Genomic DNA, 25,437 nt, shown 5'->3' with positions numbered 1-25,437 from the left:
TCATCACCCGTAGATTTCCCTAAGCCTCTCTATAGCGCCCTTAGTCCAGACCGTAAGCCTTCCGGGGTGAGTTCCGGGCGCGAGAAGCTCAACGCCGAGGCTGTCAACGGTAACGACGTCAACGCCCGGGTGGTTCCTCGCTCCCTGGACGATTCCCTCGTTCTTGGCAACGACGATGAGCGGGCCCTTGGCCTTCTTGTAGCGCCTTCCGCGCATCTTGCCCTTTCCGGCCCTTATCTTGGTGTTCCTCTTGGCCCTCTCGATGTCGTCCCAGACGCCGAGCTTCTTGAATATCTCCCTGGTCTGGGCGGTCTTGAAGACCTTCTCAAGGTCGTCAACGACGACCAGCGGGAAGGCCGGAACGTTGTCGGTGACGTGTCCCCTCGCCTTCACGAGGTCAGGGTTGGCGGTTGCCGCTATGGCGCTCATTATTGCCAACCTGCGCTCCTTCTTGTTGATGTCCTCCCAGATTATCTTCTCGACCTTCGGCGGGTGGGTTCTCCTTCCACCGCGAGCGAAGGGAACAAACGCTGCGAACCTCGGCGGGGTCTTTATCCTCTCAACCCTCGCCATTCCGTGGCCCTTACCGATGTTCTCGGTGACCCTTCTCTTACCCGCCTGCGGGTCCCTTCCCTGGGGCTGTATCCTGTGGGTCCAGGAAGCGATGACAGCTCTCCTGATGAGGTCGGGCCTGAAGGGAGTGCTGAACACCTTGGGGAGCTCTATCTCCTCAACGGGCTCGCCTTCGAGGTTGAAGACCTTAACCTTCATTTATCTCACCTCACTGCTTGGACTCCCTACTGACGTAGGTTATCTGGGGCCTCTCAACGGGTGGCTTCTTCTTGGGTGGCCTTATAGCGGGCCTAACACGGATTATCCTCTTGAACGAACCCGGAACGCTACCCTCAATCATGAGGAAGTCGCTCCTGACGATTCCGTAGTGCGGGAAGCCACCCTTCGGGGTTATCTCAATCTCGTTGCCGTTGAGCACAAGCTTTCCGTTCTCGCCTATGGCGATGAGCCTCTTGTTGAATTCGGTCCTGTGGTGGAAGCCCATCTGACCGGCCTGTGGAACGGTCCACATGACCCTCGCCGGGTGCCATGGACCGAGGTTACCGATGTGCCTGCCCTTTCCAGCCCTCTGGGCCTTGTGGAACTGGACCTTGACTCCCCAGCGCTTGACCGGGCCCTGGGTGCCCTTACCCTTGGTGACCGCTATGACGTCGAGGAGCTCTCCCTCGTGAAGAACCTCGCTCGCGCGGAGCTCCTTGCCTATCTTCTCCTTGGCGTAGTCGAACTTGGCCTTGACGTCGTCGCCACCGATGGCGTACTCCATAACCTCCGGCTTCTTCTTGAGCTTGATGAGCCAGGGCTGGGTGTGGACGAGAAGCCTGACGTCGACAATCTCACCGTCGTTGACGAGGTCCTCAAGCTGACCGAGCTTGGCCTTGAAGGCCTCCTCGTCGTAGTTCTTCGGCAGGGTCTTTATGCGCCTCTTGACGTTGTCGTTGAGCTCGTGGAACCAGACCTCCGTAGCGGTCTCAAGGCCAAGGTAGCCCTGCTTGTAGGCCCTGATTCCGTAGACGAAGAGAGGCGGAACCTCAACTATGGTCACGGGCACGAATATCTCCTTGCCCTTGGTGAGCCCGGGGCTGTCGTCTATCATGAGGATGTGGGTCATTCCGGCCTTGTAGCCAGCAAAGCCCAGCATCCTGACCTCACTGTCCTTTGGCCACTTCTTGATTCTCGGGACTACACTCCTAGCCCTTTTCCTTGGGCTGAAGGCGAGTGAACCTCTCCTTGGTCTGTGAACCTTTCCCATCTCAATCCCTCCTCATGAGATTGAATATCGCCAGCGTGGCGAGGAGCGCCTCCTCGGTGCGGACGGTTTTAGTCTTCTGATTCGGAATCGTGTTGAGCACGAAGTCGAACTCGTACTCTCCGCCGAGGAGCTCCATGACGCCTTTCCTCGGCGAGCCAAAGACAATACCAACCTCCCCTTCGAGCGGGGGAAGGTTGACCTTTCTCACGTCGCGACCCTTCCTCGAGGTCGCGATTGCCAAATCCAGGTGAGCCTTTTTAAGTGTTTTCGCCAGGGGCTTCCCGCTCAGGTGAACTTTGTATCCCCAGTATTCAACCGGCTTCGCCGGGACGACCTTGAGGGGCCTCGTTGACACGATTCTGAACGTTGCCCTGCCTTCGACGTTCCCCCCAACGAGCGCCAGCTCGTCGAGCCCGATGTCCGCGTAGATTCTCCTTCCCTTCCGGAAGGCGTAGCCCTCGCGGATTTCCCCGACCTTTGGTTTTCCCTTGAGCTTGTGATGTGGCGTCCTGAGCGGGGGGACGACGCCCACGTACTTGAGCTCGGGCATCAGGGGAAACAGCCTCTTTCTGAGGTACTGCGGTGTTTCCATGTACTCAAGGACCGTTTTTATGAACTTCCCGTCCCTTCCGCCTGCCCTGTAAATCCAGATGTGCTCGACGCCGAAGATTGCGCAGGCCCTCGCAACCTGCCCAACCTTGTACGTCCGGATTTTTGGGTTGTCGGTTTCCTCAAGGAGGGAATCGGGAATGAAGACGTGCCAGGCCATATTTCGCCCCCACTGTCCTCCCTAACCCCAACGCGCTGAAGGGAGCTTATGGAGACTATTTAAAAGACTTTCGAACCCTGCAACCCTTTTTCGTGGTTGGATGTGTGTAATTTTTTTGCAAGGAAACTTTGCTGGGCAAAGTTTCATCAAAGTTGGTAGCCCCTTCTGAAAGTTACGTTTTGAGAGATTTTCTCTTTGATTGACCGTGTTCCACTTGAGAACTTATCAAATTACCCATTGAGTACGGGTTTGTTGTTAGAATCGACGCCCGAAGGGCGTCAAGAAGAGAGCAAACCCCTTTTGAGAGGGCTGTTTGAGTGTATTCTCCTTTGGGAGTGTGCAGTTTTGCAGGCAAAAATTCTTCTATTCGAGCCTAGAGGTGAAGAGCTACTAACTTTTGGTCAAGCTTTTCTAAGGCTTGCTCTGTACTCTCAAACCCCCGGAGTGGGGCTTCGCCCCACGTTGGGAAACTTTGCCTTCACAAAGCTTCATCAAAGTTTGTGATTCTTTTTGTAGGGGTTCCTTTTGGAGTGTTTGCGCTTTTAACGGCTTTTTGGAATGCGAATTCCTAAATTTTAGAAGCTTTCTCGCTTGGGTTTACTTTTTCTCGCGCTCTGAAGGAGCGCTTCTTAGAGAACCCTCCCAGAGGGTTCCTCGAAGAGAATTCTTTGAGAGCACTATCATTTGAGAGTGCAAACTTCTTAGAATTGCATTCTTAGAAGAGAATCACCGACCTTGGTCAAACTCTGCGGGACTTTCATCCCTCGCGTCGAGCAGAGCTCGACGTCGCACAGGCGAACAAGCTTTACAACAGCCTTTGGAAAAGGCTGGCGAAAAAAGCGCCCTTTCTCACCAAAGAGCAAGAAGCCAATCGTGCACTCTCTAATTAAAGAGTCCAACGTAAGTTTAACATTAAAGGGGCCCAGTGAAACAATTTCAACTCATTTTTGGCGTCTTTTGGACACCGTTTGGGGAGTGAAACACTCTCGAAAGAGCAAGTCCAAAAGAAACTCCCAACAAGAGACACCCCTTGACGTGCACGAACTATAAACTCTACTTTTTGAATAGTCAAACACTTTTGGTCAAACTTTTCGCCAGCAAGCTTTGAGAAAGCTTCACCAAAAAGCTTGTGATTCCTCTTTAGGGCTCCTCTTCAAAGGATTTCAAAATCAAGTCAGCCGTTGAGAGTTTGAATTCACACTCTAAGGACTCCCTCACACGGGTTCTACTTAAACCGCGCTCCGAAGGAGCGCAAAAAAGGCTTGAACCCCTTTAAAAGACGCTTTTAAAGGAATTCACTCTCCAAAGAAGCAAACTCAAAAAGAAATCCACTCAAAGAATAAGCTTTTTTCAAAAGGGAATCACGAACTTTGATGAAACTTTTGCTCGGCAAAAGTTTCTATGGCGGGCCGGGCGGGATTCGAACCCGCGGCCACGGGGTTAAAAGCCCCGCGCTCTAACCAGGCTGAGCTACCGGCCCATCCCGACGGGATAACTGGGGGAGCCCTTATAAGCTTTGCTCCTTACCCACTTCTGCCCACCAACTGTTATAAGCGGTTCCATTTAACCCCTCCCTTAGGTGTCGAATATGGAGGACCACCACCTTTTCGATTTGTCAGACTACAAGGTTCTAATCCCAAAGAAGCCGGACATCCACTACCTCTACATAGAGATAACCAACCGCTGTAACCTGCGTTGCGAGATGTGCTTCAAGCAGTACTGGGACGACCCAGAGGGCGACATGGACTGGGAGCTGTTCCTCAAGATTCTCGACGACGCCGAAGAGCTCCCCGAGCTGGAGATGATTTACTTCGGCGGAATCGGCGAGCCGACGGTTCACCCGCGCTTCATGGACATGGCGAAGGAGGTTAAAAAGCGCGGTTTTGCCCTTGGAATAAGCACCAACGGCTTTCTGCTCACCGACAAGCGTATCGAAGAGCTCGTAAAGCTCGGCCTCGACCTCATATACTTTTCCATTGACTCCGTGCCGACTCAGCCCGTTGACATCGGCCACATAAAGCCCGACTACACCAGCTCGCGCATAAGGAAGATTCAGGAAGTTAAGCGAGAGCTCGGAAGCGACGTTCCCCACATCGGCGTCGAGGTGGTTGCAACCAAGGAGAACTACAGGGAACTGCCGGAGATAGCTCACTACGTCGGTTCCCTCGGCGTTGACACTTTGCTTATCTCAAACCTGATTCCAATCACCAAGGAGCACGCGGAGCTGATAGTCTACGACGGTTCCGTTGACATGAAGCCAATCGTTGACAAGCTTGAGGCGATATACCACGGCTACCTTCACAAGATAGCGGAGTTCTCCCTGAGGACCGAGCGCAAGTGCGAGTTCGTTGACAAGAAGGTGGCGGTCGTTAGGTGGGACGGCGAAGTTGCTCCCTGCTATCGCTTCCTGCACACCTATCCCGAGATAATCCTCGGCAGGGAGAAGAAGGTCTACGCGCACTCCTTCGGCAACGTCCGCGAGAAGAGCCTGGCGGAGATATGGACAAACAGGGAATACAGCTGGTTCCGCTACGTTGTCAAAAACGCCCTCTACCCGAGCTGTACCGACTGCCCGCTGAACGAGTCCTGCTCCTTTGTGCAGGATACGAACTACGACTGCTGGGGCAACACGCCAAGCTGTGCCGACTGCCTGTGGTCGAGGCGCATAGTGCTCTGCCCGATTCCGGAGAAGGGTATGAAGGGCTTCTGGTAGTTAAACAGATGTGCTTTCGATGTCCATCCTTGTTCCCTTTTTTTGCTTTCGTCAAGTTTATTAGCATCAATGTACAAAAATGATTCACAAAGCGTTTGGAGGCATTGAAGTATGTACGCCTACTGGGGTAAGATTCTGAGAGTGAACCTTACAGACGGTTCAATAAAGGAAGAGCACTTCGATGAGAAGTTCGCCAAGAAGTGGCTCGGCACGAGGGGATTCGGCATATACTACCTCCTCAAGGAGATGGACCCGACCGTTGACCCGCTGAGTCCGGAGAACAAGATGATTTTTGCCACCGGTCCGCTGACCGGAACCACCGCCCCAACGGGCGGAAGGTACATGGTGATAACCAAGAGCCCGCTGACGGGATACATTGCAATGGCCAACTCCGGTGGCTTCTTCGGAGCGGAGCTCAAGTTCGCGGGCTGGGACGCGATAATAGTCGAGGGTGCTTCCGACCACCCGGTTTACCTGTACATAAACGACGAGAGCGTTGAGCTTAGGGACGCGAGCCACCTCTGGGGCAAGACCTCAACCGAGACCGAGGAGGCCCTCAAGGAGGAGATAGGGGACAAGCGCATAAGGGTTGCACTCATCGGACCCGCCGGAGAGAACCTCGTCCGCTTCGCGGCCATTATGAACGACGAGCACCGTGCCGCGGGTAGGGGCGGTGTTGGAGCGGTCATGGGAAGCAAGAAGCTTAAGGCGATAGTCGTCCGCGGTCACAAGCGCGTTGAAGTTGCCGACAGGGCGAAGTTCACGAGCGTCGTCAAGGAGAAGACCGACAAGCTCAGGAACGACCCGACTGCCGGTGGTGGACTGCCCAAGTACGGAACGGCAGTTCTCGTCAACATAATCAACCAGAACGGCCTTTATCCGACGAGGAACTTCCAGTACAGCCAGTTCGAGTACGCGGAGGAGCAGAGCGGTGAGGCCATGGCCGCCAAGTACCTCGTAAGGAACAAGCCATGTTACGCCTGTCCAATCGGCTGTGGAAGGGTTAACCGGCTTCCAACGCTCGGCATCACAGAGGGACCGGAGTACGAGAGCATCTGGGCTTTGGGAGCGCACAACGGCATAAACGACCTTGCGAGCATCATCGAGGCCAACCACCTTGCCGATGAGTACGGTATGGACACCATAAGCCTCGGTGGAACCCTCGCGACCGCGATGGAGCTCTACGAGAAGGGCCTGCTCAAGCAGGAGGACCTCGGCGAGGACGCTCCGCCCTTCAGGTGGGGCAACACCGAAGTGCTCCACTACTACATCGAGAAGATTGCCAAGCGCGAGGGCTTCGGTGACAAGCTTGCTGAGGGTGGCTACCGCCTGGCCGAGATGTACAACGGCGTCGAGTACTTCATGGGTGTCAAGAAGCAGGAGCTTCCGGCTTACGACCCGCGTGGAGCCGAGGGCCACGGTCTCGGTTACGCCACCAACAACCGCGGTGGCTGTCACATCAAGCAGTACATGATTAGTCCCGAGATTCTTGGATACCCGTACAAGATGGACCCGCACGACATAAGCGACGAGAAGGTCAAGATGGTCATCACGTTCCAGGACCTTACCGCGCTCATCGACGCCGCTGGACTGTGTGTCTTCACGACCTTCGGTCTCGGTGCCGACGACTACCGCGACATGCTGAACGCGGCCCTCGGCTGGGACCTCTCGACCGAGGAGTACATGAAGATAGGCGAGCGCATCTGGAACGCCGAGAGGCTCTTCAACCTCCGCGCCGGCCTCGACCCGCTCAAGGAGGACACCCTGCCGAAGAGGCTCCTTGAGGAGCCGGTCAGGAACGGACCGAACAAGGGCCACGTCGTCAGGCTCCACCTCATGCTTCCGAGGTACTACAAGTTCCGTGGCTGGACCGAGGACGGCAAGATACCAGAGGAGAAACTCAAGGAGCTCGGCCTGGAGGAGCTTTGAAGGTTTTCTTTTTTATAATTATATGTATCCGTTCAAAGCAATTCTTGTTTTATGTGACATCATCCAACCTGTGTTTCAATGTGTTGGTGAATTTTAGGCTTTATGGAATAGCCCATGCAAATAATTGCAGAAATCCATTTATTATGGGAAATTATCCAATACCTTGGAAGAAAATCGAAATGTTTATATATCCCTACTGTTCAGAGATGTTCCTCGATGAGGGTTACTATACCCGATGACTAAAACCTTTCAAGGGGTGTACCCAATGAAAGAGCTCAAGGCATTTGTACTTGCCGTACTCTTAGTGGGCATGACGTTTGGATTTGCAGCGGCCATTTCGCCATCAACCGGCCAGCCGATGGCTCATAAAACCACCAAAGACTACGGTCTCCTAACGCCGACGCTCTTTGAGAAAGTTCAAGGCATGGACCCAAGCAAGGAAATCTCAACAATCATAATGTTCGACAACCAAAGGGACAAGAGGGCAGCCATACCTCTCCTTAAGTTCCTCGGAGCAAAAATAAAGTACGACTACTACGCAATACCCGCGCTAGCGGTCAAGATAAAAGTCGAATACCTCCTTGCACTAGCAGGTTTGGCAGATGTGGGGGCCATTCAGGGACTCGATATCCAGGGCATCCAGTTCATTCAGGATGACTACAAAGTGAAGGTTGATGCTGACCTCGAGGGTCTCGACGAGTCCACGGCTCAGATATCGGCACCCGAGGTATGGAACGTCGGATACAACGGAAACGGCATCGTTGTAGCGGTCATTGACACTGGTATCGATGCCTCTCATCCCGATTTGAAGGGTAAAGTTGTGGGATGGAAGGACCTTGTAAACGGTAAGGATTATCCCTACGATGACAACGGTCACGGAACCCATGTTTCTGGAATAATCGCCAGCACCGGTGCCGCGAGCAACGGTAAGTACAGGGGTGTTGCACCCGGGGCCAAGCTCGTCGGTGTTAAGGTCCTTAACGCCGAGGGTAGCGGTTCAGTCTCAACCATCATAGCGGGAGTTGATTGGGTTATAAAGAACAAGGACAAATACCACATAAAGGTAATAAACCTCTCACTTGGCTCAAGCGAGAGCTCGGATGGAACCGATGCCCTCAGCCAGGAGGTCGACAAGGCTTGGGAGGACGGAATAGTCGTCTGTGTCGCCGCTGGGAACAGCGGACCCGACACTTACACCATAGGCTCACCCGCCGCCGCCCCGGACGTCATCACCGTCGGTGCCGTTGACAAGAACGACGTCATCACCAGCTTCTCAAGCAGGGGGCCGACCGCGGACGGCAGGCTCAAGCCCGAGGTCGTTGCTCCGGGCAACTGGATTATCTCCGACAGAGCTGCCGGCACTCAGCTCACCAATGAGCTCGTCGGTCAGTACTACGTCGCCGCCTCCGGAACCAGCATGGCCACTCCGCACGTCAGCGGTGCCGTTGCCCTCCTCAGGCAGGCTCATCCCGACTGGAGCCCAGACAAGATAAAGTACGTCCTTGAGATAACGGCCGATGTCGTGGCTCCAAGCCAGATTGCCGGTGTCGCCTACGGTGCCGGCAGAATAAACGTCTACGAAGCCCTCAAGTACGACCAGGATTCAAAGGTTGATTTCACGGGATACCTGGAAAACAAGAAGAACGTCACGCTGAGCGTTGTTGTCAGCCAGGGAACCAAGAGGCTTGCGGCACTCCTTACATGGGATAACAAGAACGCGGACTTTGACCTTTACATGTACGACCCGAACGGCAAGCTCGTGGACTCCTCCACCACAGGCTACTACGGCTTCGAAAAGGTCGCCTACCGGAACCCGACCCCGGGGACTTGGTACTTCGTAATCAACAGTTACAAGGGAAGCGGCAACTATCACCTCGAGGTTCTCGACGAAGGTGGAACCGTGAAGAAGGGAACATCACCTAGCCCGAACCCCAATCCGAGTCCAAACCCGTCCCCAAGTCCCTCCCCTAACGTCGTCGTCAAGAACTTCACCGGAACCGTTGAGTACGGAAGCTACGTTGTCGACACAGTCACCGTTCGTAGCGGCGCCACAAAGATTGAGGGGTTCCTCCATGGAAGCAGCTACGACGACCTCGACCTTTACCTCTACGACCCGAACCAGAACCTCGTAACAAGCTCTACCAATCCCGGTTCAGATGAGCACGTAAGCTACAGCAACCCCCAGTCAGGAACTTGGTACTTCCTGGTGTACGCGTACGACACGTACTACTGGACCGCCAACTACAGGTTGACGGTGAAAATCTATTACGGCTGAAGTTTTTTTATCCTCCCTCTTCTTTTTGGAGGTGTCGGCATGAGAAAAATGACAGTGGTTTTGATGATTTTCCTCATTCTGCTCGCTCTGACTCCCCCGGAAGTTGCGGCCAGGGAAGTGCCCTACGTCTACGACCCAACGATTCCTACCACTGCCTTGGCCGCCGTTGCCCTCTACAAAGCCCATGAATACCAGTACGTTCTGGAGGCCGACGTCTGGCTGATGAAGCTGAGGACCCCCCAGGGCGCATGGGCGTACCAGTACGGTATGGCACCCCAGGCCAAGTATACGGCGCTCGCCCTGATGGCCCTCATGCGGGGGGAGTCAATAGCCCGGGGACTTTTCAATAAGACCATTCACGCGGGTGTTTACTGGCTCCTGTACAAGCAGAGGAAGGACGGCTCCTTTGGGGACTACACCGACACGGCCCTGGCGGTGGTTGCCCTCCGTGAGTATGAGGACTTCGCTTACTCTTGGCTCCCTGTCAAAAAGGCCATAACGAACGGCATCTACTACCTCCAGACCCACACGCCGGGAACAACGATGGGGCAGATATTCGGCTACATGGCCCTCGGGGACGTGAAGGACCTGCGCAAAGTTGAGGCGAGTGGTGTGAACGCACTATACAAAGCGTTTGCAATAGCGTACCTCACCGGTGAGAACGTTCAAATAAGCTCCCCTCTCCGGGACCCTGCATCCCTCGCGCTCCTGCTGTATGCAACGGGGGAGAAGCGATACGCGAAGGAGCTGTTGAACTCCCTCCACTTCGGCTTCTGGGGTGTTCTTAAATACCAACCTCCTGACCTTCTCGAGGCCGCAACGCTTCCAGGGTTCTACGACCTCAAGCCGATTGCATGCCCGTACATGCTCAAGGTTCAGCCAAGGTTCGAGTGGGAGAAAGTTGTGCTCGCCAGATACTACGTTGAGTGCAACCACAGCATCGACCTGTCCGAAATCCATCTCCAGAAGCTGAAACCCTGGATGGTTGCAGAGATTGCGAGGCTTAACCACGACCTCGGAAAGCCATACGAGAGGGAGATTAGCTACCTCCTGGACAGCGAAGAGGGCAATCACTGGGGCAACTTCTACGACACAGCCTACATAGTCTGGGTTCTCTCAGCGCTTAACATCACGATGAACTACACCCCCGTTCTCAACTGGCTCGCCTCAAACGTTAGGGACGACTACCCAAACTACTACTACGCTTATGCCCTGGTGGACTTCGACAGATTCGGGATGAAAAAGGCCCTAAACAGGACCCTCACGATACTCAAACGTCATCAACATCCAAGCGGTGGGTGGGGCTACAACGCAGAATCACCGGACAACATTAAAACGACGGCTGAAGTCCTCAGGGCTCTTTTAGAGACAGGTCTCTCAAATACAGAAACGTACAGAAAAGGGTACGAGTTCATCAGGCGGTCACTGTACGCGGATATTCCCCAACCGACCAGCACGGGAAGCGTCGTTGAGCTAAAGAACGCAACGTTCCTCCTGATAAAGAACGGGATTTTCTACGGGAACACCACCGAGAGAATGTGCGTCAATGGTCTCGAGGGCTACGTTGTCGTGTACCCCTCGACCCATCCCCTAACCGTGAGCGCGGTTCCGGTGACGGGCTTCAGAGCAGAAAACCCCTGGAAAAAGCCGCTGACCGAGATGTGGCACCAAAAAGAGGACAACAGACTCTATATCGTGTACTGCGTGGCCGTTGTCCTTTTCGCGGGAGCGTTTGGATACGCTGCACTGATGAAGAGAAAAGGAAAACGAAGTCGCTGAGCACGATTCAGGTCAGGTCGTGGAGGCTTCCTCATCGTTGTAGAGCTCATCTCCGACTTCTATTTTTTCTTCAAATCCCCTTGAGCCCTCAAGCGTCTGAATCCTGAACATGTAGCTCTTGTACCAGTTGTAGGACGGCTTGACCTTGACCGGCAGGAGCTTCCAGGCGCGCGTTTCCTCCTCATAGCCCCAGTTGACGTACTCGTTGAAGTTCCTGATGATGTCGGTTATGACGACGCCGAACTCGTTGAGGAGGAGCCTCTGGATTTCGCGCCACTTGTCGAGGGAGCTCTCGCGCCTCGTTATGCCGAAGTAGCCGGCGCAACCGGGGCCCTTCAGCGTTGCGATTCCCCTGCCGACGAAGGCCCTTATTGCCGGAACGGTCTCGGGCGGGTCGGTGATGAAGGTGTCGAACTTGTGGAGAGCGTAGTCCGGAAGGGGCTCGCGGAGGTCGAAGGTGAATATCTCGATGTCGGAGTAGCCGAGCTCGTCGGCGGTCTTCTCGATGAACTTCATGAGCCTCTCGTCGATGTCGAGAACCGCTATCCTCTTCGGAAGACCGCTGAGCATCAGGGCGATGCTGGTTAGGTCGTCGTCGCCGAGGACGAAAACTTCTTTGTTCTCAAGATCTCCCCGGCTGTGCATGAGAGCGACTCTCGCGACGGTCGTCTCCGGGGTGACGTAGGCCTGGTCGAAGTCGTGCTTCGGCTGGGGCCTGTCCTTGACTATCTCCTTGAACTGCTCGAGCAGGTCGCTGAAGGCCGAAAGCTCAACGGTCCTGCCCTGGCAGTGGGAGCAGGTGTAGTCCCTCCTCGGCCCGATTCCGTACTTCTCGACGAGCCGTTTGCCGCTCTCGGTGAGGATGACGTTCGGGCCCTCAAAGGCGATGTGACCGAGCTCGTGTAGCGCCTCCATGACGGCAACGACAAGAGGAAGAGGCTCCTCGCTGAGGTCAACGATGCGCCACACGTCACTGCTGGCCTGAATCGCCGAAAGAACGTTCTCTATCGTCCTCTCGTAAACGGGAATGCTCGTCCTGGCCTTAACCCTCTCGATTACCTCCCTCATCATGAATCCCTCCAGAAGCATTTTTGGTTCGTGAACGGGGTTGGTAAGGCCTCTTTTAAGGTTTTCCCGTGAACGTGAAAGTTTTAACCAATACCCTCGCCTTCATGTTTGGTGAGAAGATGTCATACTTCCTCATCTCGGTCGCGACGATGGAGAACCTTGAAAAATGCACTCAGATGAACGTTGCAGGGTTCACAAGCAGCGTAAACGGGTACTGGGCATTTGTTGATATTGATGTCGGAGACTACGTCTCGTTCCTGCACGGAGCGAAGGTTTACAACCTCTATCGCGTGAAAAAGAAAGTCGCAATTGAGAATCCCGACGAAGTCGGCCCCTGGGAGCCGATAAAACTGCCCTCTGGGAGGGTGTATTCTTTCCCCTTCAGGCTCCTGCTGACACCTCTCCGTGAGCTTTCCGAGTCAATGATAAGATCGGAGTTTTCTTACGTAGCTGAAAACCTTCTGTTGAGAGGGGGGTATAGAAAGACTCATTTCCAGACCGATGAGGTAACACTTTACAACGTTTCGGGAATGGGAATCTCAGTAAGCGAAGAATTTCAACATGAAACCTCAAAATGGAAGGCGTTCATGCCAAAAATCACCTTTTCACGGGAGCGCATAGACCCACCGAGGGTTTTCCCGATGAGGGAAGTTCTCCTCCAGTCCCTCCTTCGAAAGGCCATTGAGAGGAATTCTCTGGGTGGGCTTTTGGAGACGTTTAAAATAGACGGGAACCCGGAGGATTTTGAGGTTCTCGGCGAAAAGGTCCTCCCCTCCGGACATGTGGACCTCCTGATAAAGCCCAAACACCCCCTCGGCAGGGCTCCGAGGATTCTTGTGGAAGTAAAGCTCGGAAGCGCCGGAAAAGAAGACTTGAAACAGCTGAAGGCGTACATAAAGGAAAGCGGTCCCGAGACTGTGGGGGGAGTGCTGATTGCCAAATCCTTCAAGAAGGACATCGGGGAAGAGCCCAATATCAAATTCTGGAGTTATGGGTTTGGGAATATCACGAGAGAAGCAACTTACACCTACGAAGAACTGCTCGGGAAAATACGGCTGGAGGAGGTTTAAATGCCCCTCCTCACCCAAGACCCGGTCAAGCGCTATCGCCTCCGCTACAACCTCGATGCACTGGAACGTGTGAGAGAAGCGATAGGTGAGAGCACATATTCCAGGCTGAGGGAGCTAATCCTCTTCCGCCTTGAAGGAAGAGACTTCGAGAGGACTCCCACTGATTCCAAGGTCGCTGTGGCCTTCTCCGCCGGCTCCGACAGCACTGCAACGCTGAAAATCCTGCGCTGGGCGGGCTTTGACGTCCTCCCAATAACCGCGAAACTGCCCCAGATGGGCGAAAAAACCCTCCCAAAGGTTCGCTCCGAGAACGCAGTACTCGTCGAGGTGCCGGGTTATGAGAAGGCGATGTGGGAGCTGATTGAGAAAGGGGCACCAATCTGCGGCCGCTGTCACTCAATGGTTATGGAAGCCGTTGAGAGGAAGGCGAAGGAGCTTGGAGTGGGAATCCTTGCGACGGGCGACATGCTCAGCTCAGGCCTGATTTCGATTTACGAGAAGAACGACATCGTTATCCTTAACTTTCCGGCGTTTCTTGCCCTTGACAAGGGCGAGATTATCGAGATAATCGGTGGAGAATACAAGTTAAGCTTCGGCTGTCCCCTCCTGTGGGAGCTCTTTAAGCGGGCCCCGTCGACGAAGCGTTTAGCCCTCCAGAGGATTCTTAGGGAGACGCGGGCGAGGGCTTTGAGCCCCGAAATGGCCGTCGAGCTGATGAGGGACGTCCTCCTCCGTTAGTTCCCAACTTTGACCCAAAAGGTTTAAATGTGTAGTTCTTAAGTTGGAGCGGTGGTGAGCATGGTCACGAAGGAAGAGGTTGAGAATGTCGTGAAATCCGTCGTTGACGGGAAGTTCATCCGCTCAATCGAGGTTGACGAGAAGGGCAACGTCACGGTTACCCTTGCAAAGGACACACCCGATATAGACAACGTTCTCATAAAGCTCCACTCCGAGCTCGGAAAGCTCGAGGGGGTCGGCTTGATAACCATCAACCGCGAGAGGGAAGTGAAGGAAGCTGGAGACGTCAAGATAACCGAGGAGATGGTTCTTGAGAAGCTCAAGGAGGTCATAGACCCCGAGATTGGCATTGACGTAGTCAACCTAGGCCTCATCTACGACCTGAAGGTCAATCCCGACAACACTGTTTACGTCAAGATGACGATGACAACCCCCGGCTGTCCGCTGACAATGTGGATTCTCAGGGCCGTTGAGGACAAAATCCTCGAGATTCCCGGCGTTAAAGATGCGGAAATTGAGCTTACCTTCGACCCACCATGGACGCCGGACAGAATCAGCCCGGAGTACAAGAAGAAGCTGGGCCTTTACTGACCCATCTTGTCTTTTTCTGTTCATCTTAGCTTTCTTCCGCTTCCCTTTCCACAGATTATCGTTTCAAACCCTCGGTTTTAGGAACGAAAAGTTTATATTCGTCAAACCCCACCTAAGCCCGGTGATGTGCCATGGCGTGGAAGGTTACCGTCGACCAGGACACCTGCATTGGTGACGCCATCTGTGCTAGCCTCTGCCCGGACGTTTTCGAGATGAACGACGAGGGCAAGGCTCAGCCGGTCGTCGAGGTTATTGAGGACGAGAACCTCTACAACTGCGCTCAGGAGGCCATGGAGGCCTGCCCTGTTAGCGCTATCAGCATTGAGGAGGCCTGAAGGCCTCTCTTTCCTATTCCTTGTCGGGCTTTTCTGAAGACAATTAAAAAATTAAGAAGAGCTCATTCGAGGCTCAGCTTGAACTTCTCGGCCTGCTCGAGGACGTACTCCCTTATCTCCCTTGCCTTCGGGAGCTCGGCCACTATCTCACCGTTCTCGATGAGCGGCTGGAGGAGCGGTTCGACCTTCGCCCCACAGACGGGACAGCGTTCGAGCTTTTTCTCTGCCGGAACGCGGTGGTAGTGTCCGTTCTCACAGCGGTAGACCTGTTTCCTCCCGCTCAGCTTCCCGCGCTTCGTTATCGGCTTCCCCTCAACCTCAACGATGTCAAGGGAAAAGTCTACCGGCTTTGCGCTCGCTATGGCAGAACCGACGCCGAAGGCGTCTGCCACGTCAACGATTTCCCTTATGCTCTCCTCGTTCAGCCCACCGCTCACGAAAATCTTCACCCAGTCGTAGCCCCTTAAGTTGAGCTCCCAGCGGACCTCCTCGATTATCCTCCTGAAGTTGCCCCTCCTCGAGCCAGGTGTGTCAAGCCTAACCGCAGTTAATCTCTCGCCTAAAGCCTCGGCCGCCATCAGCGCCTCGAACTTCTCGTCGCAGAGCGTATCAACGAGGGCTGTCCTCGGTACTTCGGGCTCGACGACCTCGTCGAAGTACTTCCAGGCCTTCACCTGGTCGCCGACTGTAAGGATTAACGCGTGGGGCATGGTTCCAACGGGTTTCTCCCCTATCATCTCCGCTCCTAGGACGCCGCTAACGCCGTCGCAGCCGCCTATGAAGGCCGCCCTGTCAATCATCGGCGCTATGGCCGGGTGCATGTGCCTTATTCCGAAGGAGTAGACCGGCTTAAAGTTTGCGGCAATCTTGACCCTCAAGGCGGCAGTTGCAATTCCGCTCGCCTGGCTGAGCATTCCGAGTAGGGCCGTTTCATAGACTCCGAACTCCTCGTAGTAGCCTTCAATCTGGAGAACAGGCTCGTAGGGGTGGAATATCGTTCCTTCTCTCATCGCGTAGACGTTAACGGGCAGGCCCTCGAGGAGCTTCGCGACCTCCTCGATTCCTGCAAGAACACCCCACTTCCAATCCTTTGGAAGGGAAGTCGTGGTGACGTCGGCGAAAACCTTCCTGTGAATCCCCTTCTCGGTCAGTATCTTCTTCGTTCGAATGAAGTAGACGTCCGTCGTCTTTCCAGCCTTTATATCCTCCTCGTGGGCGATGTAGAAGTTCCTCATAGGTCTCACCTGAAACAAACTTCCCGCGGTCGGATTTAAGGGTTTCCGAAGGAGTCCATGCACAGATGTGTCTCACGGCTCGAGGTGACCGAAAAGTAATTATACCACATCGCACATACTATGTGTGATAGGTGTCCAAAATGAACGTTAATATTGTGATGCCGCTCCTTATTATCGCACTTGTTTTCACATCCGGCTGTATCTCCGGGCATGAGAAGGCATCGACGTTCTCGATGACTCAGATAGCCTGCCCAAACCGGGGAAACGTTACGGTCCTGAACGGCGCCGACAGCATCACCGCGAACAGTTCAACTTACAAAGTCGCCGTTGAGCTCATGAAGAAAGAGCTGGGGAGGGCAAAAGAAATCTACCGGACGATTGAAGAGAAAAAAGGTTCAGAACTGGAGAGATTCTCGAACTTCACAAGGCTCTTTCTTTCGGATTCAAGGGTGATAAACGAAACCGCGATGCAGGTGGGAAACGAAACCTATGGATACGTTCTCCTTTTTCTCCACGAGGAACGCTGCGGGATAAATTTTAGACCGGAGTCCATCAACGTCAGCGGATTGCACATCCAACGTCTTCCACCCAACTTCACTAATGGGACCAGAACTTACACGGGAATTCCATACACAACCTACGCCGTGAGAGTCAGGACACCGAACAATGAACTCTGCAAAGTTTATTTCTCCGACCCCACAACCCTCAGCGCACCCTACGCCACCGTAGGAGACTCCACCCTAATCGCCTCCGGCGGCTGGCTGCAGTACGGAGGGGGCGGATGTGACAATTTCGGCGAGGTATCTTTCAGGTTCTACAGCGGTGGCGAGGACGTCACGGTGTATCTTCTATTGTTCAGGGAAACCTAAATGTGGAACGGCACCTCCGCCCTTTCGCCCCCCCTCTATTCTGTGGAGTTCCCGCCTGTAGGCCTCCAGCGGTCTGTCCTCGACCTTCAGAAATCCAGCGAAGGTCTTCGGCCTCTTCTCGAGCTCGTCGAAGAAGCGCGGGTAGTTCCTGTCCCTGACGATGTGGTGGTCGAGGATTATTTCAGCGTTCGTCTCACGAAGTATCTCATTGAGGTTTTTAATTCCCGTTTCCCAGCTCCCCTCTGCGCGCTTCCCGAGGTAGGTCGGCGGCCCGCCGGTTATGAGGATGTCGGGGTTCTTTTCGATTATCCACTCAACGGCCTTCCTGTTGAGGAGCTGTATGTCGCTGGCGTGGATTAGCCGGGTTCCGTCGTCGATGAGGACCATAACCACGAAGCCGAGCCTTGAGCCCTCGCTACCGTGCGGCACAGCGGGCGAGAACTCCAGCGTAACGCCGCCGAGGTCGAAGCTCCTCCCGTCCGAGAACTCCACCCTCTTAGCTATTGGCTCCGCCTTCTTGAGAAACGCCCAGGCACGCTTCCTCTGGCTGAAGTTTATGTTCTCCCGCGGGTGCTTTATGAAGAGCCGCTTCCCGGAGTAGACCTCGCGGGCATACTCCTCGCCCGAGCTCTCATAGAGACCCTCAAAGAAAGGGGTGTGGTGGTCGTAGTGGTAGTGGGAAATCGTCACGACCTCTGCCTTCCTCGCGTAGCCCTGTATCTTCCTCCTCATCTTCTGGAGGGTCTCAAGCTCGATTCTCGCCGGCGGAAGGCCGTAACGCTTGGGTCCGAGGGCGACGCCGGGGTCGATTAGGATTTTTATTCCCCCAGCTTCCACGAACGTCGCCAGGCTCCTAACGCCGAGGCTTTCAGAGGCGAGCGGGACGACCCTCATTTGGCTCACCAGCTTGAGATTTCTATCATAAAGCCCCGTCCCCCGAGATACTCCTGGACCGTGACCTCGAACGCCGAGATTAAGGGTAGATACTCCCGGTTTCGCTCGACGAGCAGTGTAACGCTTTTTAGACTGTTTCTGAGTAGCAGGTACTTGTACGCGGGGTATCCTTCAACGTAGGATAATCCCCTCCACTTTATAATCTTGAGGTCCGCTCGGGGGAATATAATCTCCCCTCCGAGTGATGCCACAAGCTCAACCGGGGGGTTGAGCTTTGCAAAGCTTAAGTTTAGGCGAAGGAAGTTTCCGTACAAGGTTACGTTGCTCAGCCTCACGCTCAGGTTCCCTATTGGGGTTATCCTTATTGTGTAAGTTTTTCCGTAGTTTCCAAACCTTATCTTTATCTCTGAGAGCTTCTTCTCTGCCGATTTCAGCACACTGAAACTTGGAAAGCTAAACTCCTCCTCAAACCCTGGAAGCCTGTAGAGCGTAACATTGTAACCGCTCTGTATGAAGCCTCCTGCCAGAGAGTAGACGCTCAGAGCCTCTTCAATCGAGGAGAACGAGTTAGTTCGCGCCACTCCTGCCGGGAACCATCCAGCCAGATACGTATTTTTACCAAGCTTCACGACCTTGAACTTTGAATTCTCATAGGGAGATTCTAGGTAAGGGGTCGCAAACCAATCGTAGAGCTCCCACGTTTTTGTTTTCGGATAATAAACCGCGAGAAATGCGTGGCCTTCTCCCACCCTAGGATATGCTATGACGAGGTAGTAATCCGCTGAGATGTTAAACCTCATGTTCACAGCCCTTATGAGGGCGTAATCAACAAGCGCCCAGTCCCTACAGACTCCTCCGTTGGATATGGTCTCGGACGGAAGGTTCCATCCGGGATGGTAGGTGTATACAACACGCTCTAAGAGGAGTGAGTACGCTGTCCCCCGAACGAGAGAGGGGTCTATGGGATACCCTGAGGCCCTAATCCTCAGAATGCTCTCATTTATTAGTTTGTCAATGTACTCCCTAACGGGAGGGCTGTTGATGTCCCTGAGGAGTTTCCCAGGGGAAAAAGGTCTCCAAGGGGGCACCTCTTTGCCCACATGGTTTTCTATTCTTGGTGGCCCACTATGATGGAGGCGGTACTCGATTACTTTAACTGGTGCGGTCAGGAAACCCTTCACCCCTCCGTTTGCCCCGAACCCCTCGAAATGCCATACGATGGCGTTGCTGAACAAGAGCAAAAACACAGCAAACACCGCGGTCATGCGGATTGCCGGTTTCAGGAGCCCCATAAGCAGTGCCTCCGTCGTATCACCCGGGGTTGTAGTTTGTGGATGCACGTGCTTCTCTCATTAGGCTCGGAAAACTTATAACCTTACCCCATAATGTTTCCTAGAGATAAGCATCGCCAACGTTACCGTTCAAAGGACCCATTTGGGTTGCGAACCGATGAGGAGTGTCATCCTAAATCCTCTTTTGTATGCGTTTTGTACATAAGCACAAAACCAATCGTATGCTCTAACGTTCTTATATAGCCTTAAAGTATGCGCTAATTATGCTCTTATAATATATAAATATTCCGATATAATCAATGTCATAGGTTAATGTATGCAATTCAGCAATGTTTATAAACTTTGAATATTCATAGAACAATTTAGAACATTATCAAGGGCGGCATGAACTATGAGGAGGAAACGATTTGGAGGCCCTCAAAAACTGCCCGTCCGTTACTCCTCCGATGATTACATACTCCTCGACCTTAGAGACATAGATGAATATAAAGAAGAACTCATAAGCTTGAGAAACTTAAAACAGCTGAGTCCAGGCACCTTTCAGAATAAATCGTTTGCAATAAACACGTTCATTGAGTACCTGCTGAGAATAAAAGGGCCCATAGCTGATGATAACCCCATAATAAAACTGACCGCAATGGATGTGTATCAGGTGTTTTCAGAATACCTCAAAGACCCTCGAAGGAGCAAATCTACCCACACATTTAGGGTTGTGGTTAAGTACACTGAAGAAGCGTTGAAGCACATCCTCTGGGAGAAATACGGAATCAGTTTAACCCGAGCCTTAGGAGACGAAGTCTTTAATCCAAACCTCTACTTGAGATTGGTATCAGTAATAGCTATGAGATCAAAGGCAATACAACTACAGACCCATAGAAAAAGGGAGAAGGAAAAGGTTGTTTCTCCGGATCAAATAAAGCTTGCACTGAAATGGCTTTCGGTTCTCATCTCAGAACGCCCCACAATCACAGTAGAAAAGGTTCGGCTTGCTACTCTAATAGCCCTTATGACAGGGGCTAGGGGCTCAGAAATCAACGACCTCCAATTCATTACTTCTGACGATACAGGTAGAAGAATCAAGCAAATAGACCTCACTGAAGGGGTAATATACTTTAGGAGAGCAAAGCTACGGCGAGATGGGGGAGGAGTTACTCCAATATTCATACATCCTATATTGGTGAACGAACTCAAGGTTTTTAAAAAGAAATATGTTCTAGACCCCACACAGCCAATTTTCGGTTTCTATTCAATAGACAAAATATTTACACACTACTACACCCCTAAAGAGACGTTTAGAAGCCGTAAAAAGCTGGAAGAAATCTACCACAAGTATCCTTGGCTTAAGCACTGCAGTCCGGATAAGCCGATAATCACAATTAAACTATTCAGAAAGTTCTTTGACAGCCATCTTCAGAACATGATATACAGCCTAGTAGACGATGGCAGAGTCGATTTCATGAATTTTCTAAGCGGAATTCGGCTCGTTGATGAGCTAAGGAGGTACAAGAACTATCTTTTAGGGAGAGCAGAAGGCGTTGACTTCATGCACTACATCTCGCTTACAGAGGATAAAAGATTCCGCAGAAGGTATAAAAGACTTACAAGACTGTTCGTTGACTCAATAATAGACGAAGCCATGCCAGAACTTCTTCTAGTTCTAAGCGAGGAAACCTCCCAGAAGTTCTTCTCCAAGTATCCGTATTCTGAATCCAGAGCAACCTCCATAGGAATAGGGGAGATAACGTGAACTGTCTTGGGGGGTGTTTATTAAAATGGGAAGATATGCTGTCAGAAAGCACGGGAAGATGAAAAGTAAAAATGCTAGAGTTGAAATTTCAAAGCTGACTCTCGATGATGTCTATATAGATCTACTCAAACTTCAAGATAAGCTAAAAGAAAACACAGAAGACTATCTAAGAATAAGGGTAAAAATATTCGTCCTAAGCCACCTGGCCCAGAATGACTGGGTGTGGTTTACAGTTAGAGAACTCATAGATGAGCTCCTAAAAGCCTCAATTCTCTCTCCAGAGGCATTAGGCGACGGAAAATGGGAAGCTTTTATCAGGATGTTTTTGTACCGCCTATACAAGAAGGGATTCCTTGAGCGAAAAGTCACCATCGTTGAGACACTCGCCTATAAATACAGAGTGAAGGCAGAAAAGATGAAAAATCAGATGGTATTCTTTTATGAATCTTATTCAGAGCTGATCCGGGAGGAGGGGGAGGTTTGGTGACATTGATTTATGATAAGAAGAGAAAGAAAATTTGCCATGACCCAAAGGATGAAGATGAAGAGTTTATTTTAGGAATGCTGAGGAACATTGAGCCGATTTTAGCCGAAGACTGGAACAGACCAGAAGATGAGTGGTGGGATACTGTAGAAGGAAAAAGATACAAACAGAATCTTCAATGATAGTACGTTAGCTGGATTTTCACTCTGAATAAAGCCAATAATCTAAATTAATTTAGCAAGTCTGGGTAACTCACCGTGTGTTTGATTTGGAGATTGTGAGTTTAGGTATGAAAATGCATGTTCTAGAAGGTCTTCTGAGAACTTGGAATGCCCAACTGTTATCTGTCGGAATTCTGAGGAGCTGATTCGAAACAGGATGAAACTGGGTAGAACAGGATAGAATTTGATAAAACGCTATAGAACTCATGAGAACACAGAAAAGGGCTTTCCATATCTATATCCCTAACTCTCCCTTTCTCGAACCCTTCAATGCTCTGTTATGAGCATTCTTTATGATAATTTTAATAATTCAGCCTATCGCTGTCAGGGCATGCACTTATCTATTAGCTCATAACTAGCATAGCCTTCTATAGCTTGGCAACTTTTGTTAGAGTTTCACATTAATTCAGAGCTCTTAGCCTAAACTTTGAACCCACTTCCATTTTCTACAGTTTTTGTTTCAGTCTCAACAACAATTAGAAGTTCCACTGCAGTTGCAATTAAAAGATTAGCTAGGCATGGGTCCATTAAAAAGAGAGTTCAATTCGGTCCAAACTTTTAGAGGTTAGGTATGGAGGAATTTTACTCCTCGAAACTGCCCAGATTACTTAGAACCTCCTTTACTAATTCTAGAACATCGTTCCATACGGTACTAAATTCTGGAAGTTCCCTCAACTGATGACCCAGACTGCTCTCCCAGGCCCTTTCATAGTAGGGCTTTCTACCTTGAAGGGCATTTATATCAGGTTCAACCCCCTTAGCCTCAAACTTGGGACGGAGTATCTGTGTCACACTTCTCAGGTCAGCAATGCTTTTTAGAAACCATATATCATACAAATCCCTCGGCCTCGTCCTCTGGAACAGAGACCTGATTTTCTCAGCCAGTATTTCCTCCAAGCTATAGGTCCTAACGCTTACCACAGAAAACCTTGGGCTGTCTGAATACCCATGCAGAATCGGCCTTTCTTGGAGGGGTAGCAATATCTTCTCGTACTTTTCGAGGGTTATGTCCATCTTAATCTTCGGAGGATTTCCGGTTCTGCTGAGCAGTCTAAACGGAATCCGAACTTCAAACCCAAGAAGCTCTCCCGGAAAAAGCTTCACTCCATATCTTGGCCTCAGTTCAAAATCAAGGAACTGAACGGGCCCCTCATTGGCCGCTTCAACGGCTTCAGCTATTTTAGCTTGGACATCCCCTATATCCGGCTCCTCTAAAAGCAGGGTGTAGTCAAGGTCCTCAGAAAATCTGTAGTCTGCAAAGTATGCCTTTTTCAGGCAGGTACCTCCTTTGAATGCCAGTACTCTCCAAAACTTTGACTTCCAGAGCCCATAGAGCATCCAGCTTATAGCATAGTCCTTCTCAACAGTAGAAACCGGAACCCCAAGCTCAGAACTCAGGGCCTTTATCTCCTCCTCAATCATTCTACCTCCTCCCAATAATCCTCCGGAACATTAATCCTCAGGCCCCACCGATAGCTGAAGCGGCCTCCAGAGGGCATTGAGGGGTCGAGGAGTGCGAAGCTCTTCTTGTCATTTTCAGAAAGCTGGATTCCATTCTCAATCCCGAGCCCCAGCTTCTCACTTAAAAATCCCAAACGCTTCAGAATGGCCTTGCTCTTCATCCGTTCAGCATATTCCAGCAACTTTTCATAATCCAGCCTCGCGTTCTTGAGGGCCTTAACGACCTCGATTACTCCCCCGCAGTACTTAGGCTTGTCTAGACAGTCCACTATCGTCTTTTCTGGATCTGTTATCCGAACCTCCCTGCGTCCAAGGCGTATGGTTCTAATTCCAAAAAACTTCTCAGGTCGGACTACAACTACCCTGAACCTCTTGCCATCAAGTATCAAGAGCTCCTTGTAACCCCTCTTTACTGGAGTTTGGATGAAAACCGTTCTTGGAATCTGCTCTGTTAACCCGTAGTAGTTGAGGGCGGACCAGTACGCAACTGCCCCGTTAGGCACCAACAACTGGCCTAAAAGGAACTCGTGAGGCGAAGAGGCCCTTCCAGGTTCTAAGGAGAGGGTGTAGATGCCCTTGGCGATTCTCCGAAGAAATCCCTCTCTGAGGAGAATGTTAAGGTAGTAGTTTAGCTGTCTTGTAGTTATGCCAAGCTTCTCTTGGGCCTCCTTCTTGGTGAAGACATCCCCCAGTTCAGAGAGCCTTCTTAGGACCTCTGTGGTATTCATATTTTCTCACCATAATCACAATATAACTGGATGAAAATGAGAATTTTTGAATATAAAGGTTTTGGAGATGAGTATTCTATGATCCAGCTAGATGATTTGGAAAGGAAGTATAGATTCTCTAATATCACTCAAGCTCGAAGATACGGTCCATCAAAGATATTAAACAAAAAACAAAGCTTAATCACGGTCTATTTGGTCATGGCTTCCATGTGTTTGAGCTTTAGAACGTCCTTGAGTGGGCCTAAGAGTTCCCCAGCCTTCAATGAGACTCCCGCACCGAGGAGGATTAGGGCGAAGAGTAACCTCGCTTCAGCCAGTCCCAGCCAGTCCACGACGAAACCGTAGATGAAGTAAAACGCACTCATAACTAACGCTGAGACCATCATGTCCAGAGACATTATAGTGGCCCTTTCCTCGCTCGGTATCCGATGCTGGAGTTCAATCGAGACGTTGAAGCCGAAGGCGGTATTAACTATTGTAACCACGATTCCCAAGGCGACAATCCAGAGCGGGTTCTGGTAAATCACGGAGAGGGCCGTTAAGAGCGGGATAACAACCGGAGCGAGGGAGTAGGCTTTGACGCTCCATTCGTCTCTGAGGCGGATTCCTATAAGCCTCGGAACGACTTTGACGATGGCTTCAACCACTCCGAGGATTCCGAGCGTTCCAATAAGGGTTGTATTTAACCTCCTGGCGAGTATGTCTCCGAGATAAGGTTCGAAGAACTTTCTGAACTGGTTTACCTGCATTGAGACGGTGATTGAGAGAATTATGAGCCAGAGGAGTTCTGGCCGAAGGAGTTTTTTGGAAGCTTCAAAGGTGTGTTTGAGGTAGGAGCGTTCGGGCTTCTGGAACTCATACTCCGGAATCGTGTAGGCCACTACAATGGTTATTATCTCAGCGAGGAGTGTTAGGGCTAAGGGGAGGGTGAAGCCGTAGTATTGGGCGAGGAATCCGCCGATTATGACGGTTGTGGCTGAGAGGGGGATTGTGATGGTTTTGATTTCTTTCATGAGTTTCCTGAATTCTTTTTCTCTGCCGAGGTGTTTGAGGTTGTCGTATAACCATGCTTGGAGGCTTCCGCTTGCGAATGTTCCGCCGAGGACGGTGAGGATTGAGTATAATATGAGGAGGGGGAAGTTGTTTAGGAGGATTAGGACGAGGAGGCCGAGGGCGTGAATGGTTAGTCCGATGAGGACGCTTAGTTTTCGGCTGATTTTGTCGGCTACTACTCCGGTTGGGACTTCGAAGAGGACGTATCCGGCGGTCATTACTGCTGTTGCGATTCCTATTTGGGCGTAGTTGAAGCCTTTGGTTAGGTAATAGATGATGAGAATGTTTCCTACGAATCCAACGTTCATGAGGGCATAAAAGAGCTTGTATTTCCTAACCAAGTCCACTTAACATCCACCGCCCC

General features: G+C 51.8%; 21 protein-coding genes, 1 tRNA gene and 1 pseudogene. 12 read left to right on the top strand and 11 right to left on the bottom strand.

The features are described 5' to 3' along the window. Positions 1 to 3: 3 nt before the first annotated feature. From rpl4p to CS910_RS03875, 4 genes are all read right to left on the bottom strand, one after another. A complete protein-coding gene (rpl4p, locus tag CS910_RS03890; protein ID WP_099209828.1) occupies positions 4 to 771 on the bottom strand; it encodes a 50S ribosomal protein L4 in 768 nt (255 codons plus the stop codon). A 10-nt stretch (positions 772 to 781) separates the two neighbouring features. Beyond that, a complete protein-coding gene (locus CS910_RS03885; protein ID WP_099209827.1) occupies positions 782 to 1,822 on the bottom strand; it encodes a 50S ribosomal protein L3 in 1,041 nt (346 codons plus the stop codon). 1 nt (position 1,823) lies between these two features. Next, positions 1,824 to 2,591, bottom strand: a complete 768-nt coding sequence (locus CS910_RS03880; protein ID WP_099209826.1) for a putative RNA uridine N3 methyltransferase — start codon at positions 2,589 to 2,591, stop codon at positions 1,824 to 1,826. Between the two features lie 1,402 nt (positions 2,592 to 3,993). Further along, positions 3,994 to 4,071 (bottom strand) — tRNA-Lys (locus CS910_RS03875). Positions 4,072 to 4,179: 108 nt separating this feature from the next. On the opposite strand from CS910_RS03875, the gene CS910_RS03870 reads away from it, so the two are divergent. The 4 genes from CS910_RS03870 (at position 4,180) to CS910_RS03855 (ending at position 11,287) form a co-directional block, all read left to right on the top strand. Next, the gene (locus CS910_RS03870) at positions 4,180 to 5,304 is read left to right on the top strand and encodes a tungsten cofactor oxidoreductase radical SAM maturase (RefSeq protein ID WP_099209825.1); all 1,125 of its coding nucleotides are present in this window, start codon (positions 4,180 to 4,182) and stop codon (positions 5,302 to 5,304) included. A gap of 111 nt (positions 5,305 to 5,415) precedes the next feature. Further along, the gene (locus CS910_RS03865; RefSeq protein WP_099209824.1) at positions 5,416 to 7,233 is read left to right on the top strand and encodes an aldehyde ferredoxin oxidoreductase family protein; all 1,818 of its coding nucleotides are present in this window, start codon (positions 5,416 to 5,418) and stop codon (positions 7,231 to 7,233) included. A 265-nt stretch (positions 7,234 to 7,498) separates the two neighbouring features. After that, on the top strand, positions 7,499 to 9,508 hold the full coding sequence (locus CS910_RS03860) for a S8 family serine peptidase (RefSeq protein ID WP_099209823.1): 2,010 nt from the start codon (positions 7,499 to 7,501) through the stop codon (positions 9,506 to 9,508). A gap of 39 nt (positions 9,509 to 9,547) precedes the next feature. After that, positions 9,548 to 11,287: a prenyltransferase/squalene oxidase repeat-containing protein gene (locus CS910_RS03855; protein ID WP_099209822.1), complete on the top strand. Its 1,740-nt coding sequence runs from the start codon at positions 9,548 to 9,550 to the stop codon at positions 11,285 to 11,287. Positions 11,288 to 11,299: 12 nt separating this feature from the next. On the opposite strand, the gene bpsA is transcribed toward CS910_RS03855, so the two are convergent. Next, the gene (gene bpsA / locus CS910_RS03850; RefSeq protein WP_099212418.1) at positions 11,300 to 12,355 is read right to left on the bottom strand and encodes a N(4)-bis(aminopropyl)spermidine synthase; all 1,056 of its coding nucleotides are present in this window, start codon (positions 12,353 to 12,355) and stop codon (positions 11,300 to 11,302) included. A 68-nt stretch (positions 12,356 to 12,423) separates the two neighbouring features. Here bpsA and CS910_RS03845 point away from each other — a divergent pair, with 68 nt between their 5' ends. The 4 genes from CS910_RS03845 (at position 12,424) to CS910_RS03830 (ending at position 15,089) form a co-directional block, all read left to right on the top strand. Continuing rightward, complete coding sequence (locus CS910_RS03845; RefSeq protein WP_223211922.1) at positions 12,424 to 13,425, top strand: PDDEXK family nuclease; 1,002 nt, start codon at positions 12,424 to 12,426, stop codon at positions 13,423 to 13,425. Continuing rightward, entirely contained in the window at positions 13,426 to 14,163 is a 738-nt protein-coding gene (locus CS910_RS03840) for an ATPase (protein ID WP_099209821.1), read from the top strand. A gap of 60 nt (positions 14,164 to 14,223) precedes the next feature. Further along, entirely contained in the window at positions 14,224 to 14,754 is a 531-nt protein-coding gene (locus CS910_RS03835; protein ID WP_099209820.1) for a metal-sulfur cluster assembly factor, read from the top strand. Positions 14,755 to 14,885: 131 nt separating this feature from the next. Continuing rightward, positions 14,886 to 15,089, top strand: coding sequence for a ferredoxin (locus CS910_RS03830; RefSeq protein WP_099209819.1), 204 nt, complete (start codon positions 14,886 to 14,888; stop codon positions 15,087 to 15,089). A 62-nt stretch (positions 15,090 to 15,151) separates the two neighbouring features. Here the strand turns inward: CS910_RS03830 and CS910_RS03825 are convergent, their stop codons facing one another. After that, positions 15,152 to 16,324 carry a nicotinate phosphoribosyltransferase gene (locus CS910_RS03825; protein WP_099209818.1) on the bottom strand — a complete coding sequence of 391 codons (1,173 nt, stop codon included), beginning with the start codon at positions 16,322 to 16,324 and terminating at the stop codon, positions 15,152 to 15,154. 140 nt (positions 16,325 to 16,464) lie between these two features. Between CS910_RS03825 and CS910_RS03820 the strand changes: the two genes are divergently transcribed. Next, complete coding sequence (locus CS910_RS03820) at positions 16,465 to 17,193, top strand: hypothetical protein (protein ID WP_099209817.1); 729 nt, start codon at positions 16,465 to 16,467, stop codon at positions 17,191 to 17,193. Here the strand turns inward: CS910_RS03820 and CS910_RS03815 are convergent. Together CS910_RS03815 and CS910_RS03810 are read right to left on the bottom strand one after the other, a co-directional pair. Next, positions 17,190 to 18,087, bottom strand: a pseudogene (locus CS910_RS03815) (MBL fold metallo-hydrolase). The gene CS910_RS03820 and the pseudogene CS910_RS03815 overlap by 4 nt on opposite strands. A gap of 5 nt (positions 18,088 to 18,092) precedes the next feature. After that, entirely contained in the window at positions 18,093 to 19,427 is a 1,335-nt protein-coding gene (locus tag CS910_RS03810) for a hypothetical protein (RefSeq protein WP_145955352.1), read from the bottom strand. 343 nt (positions 19,428 to 19,770) lie between these two features. On the opposite strand from CS910_RS03810, the gene CS910_RS03805 reads away from it, so the two are divergent. The 3 genes from CS910_RS03805 to CS910_RS03795 are packed head-to-tail and all read left to right on the top strand — an operon-like array spanning position 19,771 to position 21,792. Further along, the gene (locus CS910_RS03805) at positions 19,771 to 21,126 is read left to right on the top strand and encodes a hypothetical protein (protein WP_099209814.1); all 1,356 of its coding nucleotides are present in this window, start codon (positions 19,771 to 19,773) and stop codon (positions 21,124 to 21,126) included. Between the two features lie 25 nt (positions 21,127 to 21,151). Further along, on the top strand, positions 21,152 to 21,613 hold the full coding sequence (locus tag CS910_RS03800; RefSeq protein ID WP_099209813.1) for a hypothetical protein: 462 nt from the start codon (positions 21,152 to 21,154) through the stop codon (positions 21,611 to 21,613). Beyond that, complete coding sequence (locus CS910_RS03795; RefSeq protein ID WP_145955351.1) at positions 21,607 to 21,792, top strand: hypothetical protein; 186 nt, start codon at positions 21,607 to 21,609, stop codon at positions 21,790 to 21,792. The genes CS910_RS03800 and CS910_RS03795 overlap by 7 nt, the downstream gene beginning before the upstream one ends. Before the next feature lie 621 nt (positions 21,793 to 22,413). On the opposite strand, the gene CS910_RS03790 is transcribed toward CS910_RS03795, so the two are convergent. The 3 genes from CS910_RS03790 to CS910_RS03780 all read right to left on the bottom strand — a co-directional run bounded on the left by CS910_RS03790 (position 22,414) and on the right by CS910_RS03780 (position 25,420). After that, positions 22,414 to 23,253 (bottom strand): nucleotidyl transferase AbiEii/AbiGii toxin family protein, encoded by an 840-nt coding sequence (locus tag CS910_RS03790; RefSeq protein ID WP_099209811.1) that lies wholly within the window; start codon positions 23,251 to 23,253, stop codon positions 22,414 to 22,416. Next, positions 23,250 to 24,020, bottom strand: coding sequence for a type IV toxin-antitoxin system AbiEi family antitoxin domain-containing protein (locus CS910_RS03785; protein ID WP_099209810.1), 771 nt, complete (start codon positions 24,018 to 24,020; stop codon positions 23,250 to 23,252). Before CS910_RS03785 ends, CS910_RS03790 begins: the two co-directional genes overlap by 4 nt. A gap of 188 nt (positions 24,021 to 24,208) precedes the next feature. Further along, positions 24,209 to 25,420 carry an MFS transporter gene (locus tag CS910_RS03780; protein WP_099209809.1) on the bottom strand — a complete coding sequence of 404 codons (1,212 nt, stop codon included), beginning with the start codon at positions 25,418 to 25,420 and terminating at the stop codon, positions 24,209 to 24,211. Between the last annotated feature and the right edge of the window lie 17 nt (positions 25,421 to 25,437).

The sequence above is a fragment of the Thermococcus henrietii genome (assembly GCF_900198835.1).
GTDB classification, from domain to species: Archaea; Methanobacteriota_B; Thermococci; order Thermococcales; family Thermococcaceae; genus Thermococcus; species Thermococcus henrietii.
Note: the sequence above shows the minus strand (reverse complement) of the source record. Positions and strands in the feature narration are given on the sequence as shown.

Coding starts and splice junctions, on each gene's coding strand:
- CS910_RS03785 (WP_099209810.1), bottom strand. CDS start 24,020: ATGAATACCACAGAGGTCCTAAGAAGGCTCTCTGAACTGGGGGATGTC.
- CS910_RS03820 (WP_099209817.1), top strand. CDS start 16,465: ATGAACGTTAATATTGTGATGCCGCTCCTTATTATCGCACTTGTTTTC.
- bpsA (WP_099212418.1), bottom strand. CDS start 12,355: ATGAGGGAGGTAATCGAGAGGGTTAAGGCCAGGACGAGCATTCCCGTT.
- CS910_RS03880 (WP_099209826.1), bottom strand. CDS start 2,591: ATGGCCTGGCACGTCTTCATTCCCGATTCCCTCCTTGAGGAAACCGAC.
- CS910_RS03790 (WP_099209811.1), bottom strand. CDS start 23,253: ATGATTGAGGAGGAGATAAAGGCCCTGAGTTCTGAGCTTGGGGTTCCG.
- CS910_RS03800 (WP_099209813.1), top strand. CDS start 21,152: ATGGGAAGATATGCTGTCAGAAAGCACGGGAAGATGAAAAGTAAAAAT.
- rpl4p (WP_099209828.1), bottom strand. CDS start 771: ATGAAGGTTAAGGTCTTCAACCTCGAAGGCGAGCCCGTTGAGGAGATA.
- CS910_RS03825 (WP_099209818.1), bottom strand. CDS start 16,324: ATGAGGAACTTCTACATCGCCCACGAGGAGGATATAAAGGCTGGAAAG.
- CS910_RS03830 (WP_099209819.1), top strand. CDS start 14,886: ATGGCGTGGAAGGTTACCGTCGACCAGGACACCTGCATTGGTGACGCC.
- CS910_RS03835 (WP_099209820.1), top strand. CDS start 14,224: ATGGTCACGAAGGAAGAGGTTGAGAATGTCGTGAAATCCGTCGTTGAC.
- CS910_RS03865 (WP_099209824.1), top strand. CDS start 5,416: ATGTACGCCTACTGGGGTAAGATTCTGAGAGTGAACCTTACAGACGGT.
- CS910_RS03885 (WP_099209827.1), bottom strand. CDS start 1,822: ATGGGAAAGGTTCACAGACCAAGGAGAGGTTCACTCGCCTTCAGCCCA.
- CS910_RS03870 (WP_099209825.1), top strand. CDS start 4,180: ATGGAGGACCACCACCTTTTCGATTTGTCAGACTACAAGGTTCTAATC.
- CS910_RS03855 (WP_099209822.1), top strand. CDS start 9,548: ATGAGAAAAATGACAGTGGTTTTGATGATTTTCCTCATTCTGCTCGCT.
- CS910_RS03840 (WP_099209821.1), top strand. CDS start 13,426: ATGCCCCTCCTCACCCAAGACCCGGTCAAGCGCTATCGCCTCCGCTAC.
- CS910_RS03805 (WP_099209814.1), top strand. CDS start 19,771: ATGAGGAGGAAACGATTTGGAGGCCCTCAAAAACTGCCCGTCCGTTAC.
- CS910_RS03860 (WP_099209823.1), top strand. CDS start 7,499: ATGAAAGAGCTCAAGGCATTTGTACTTGCCGTACTCTTAGTGGGCATG.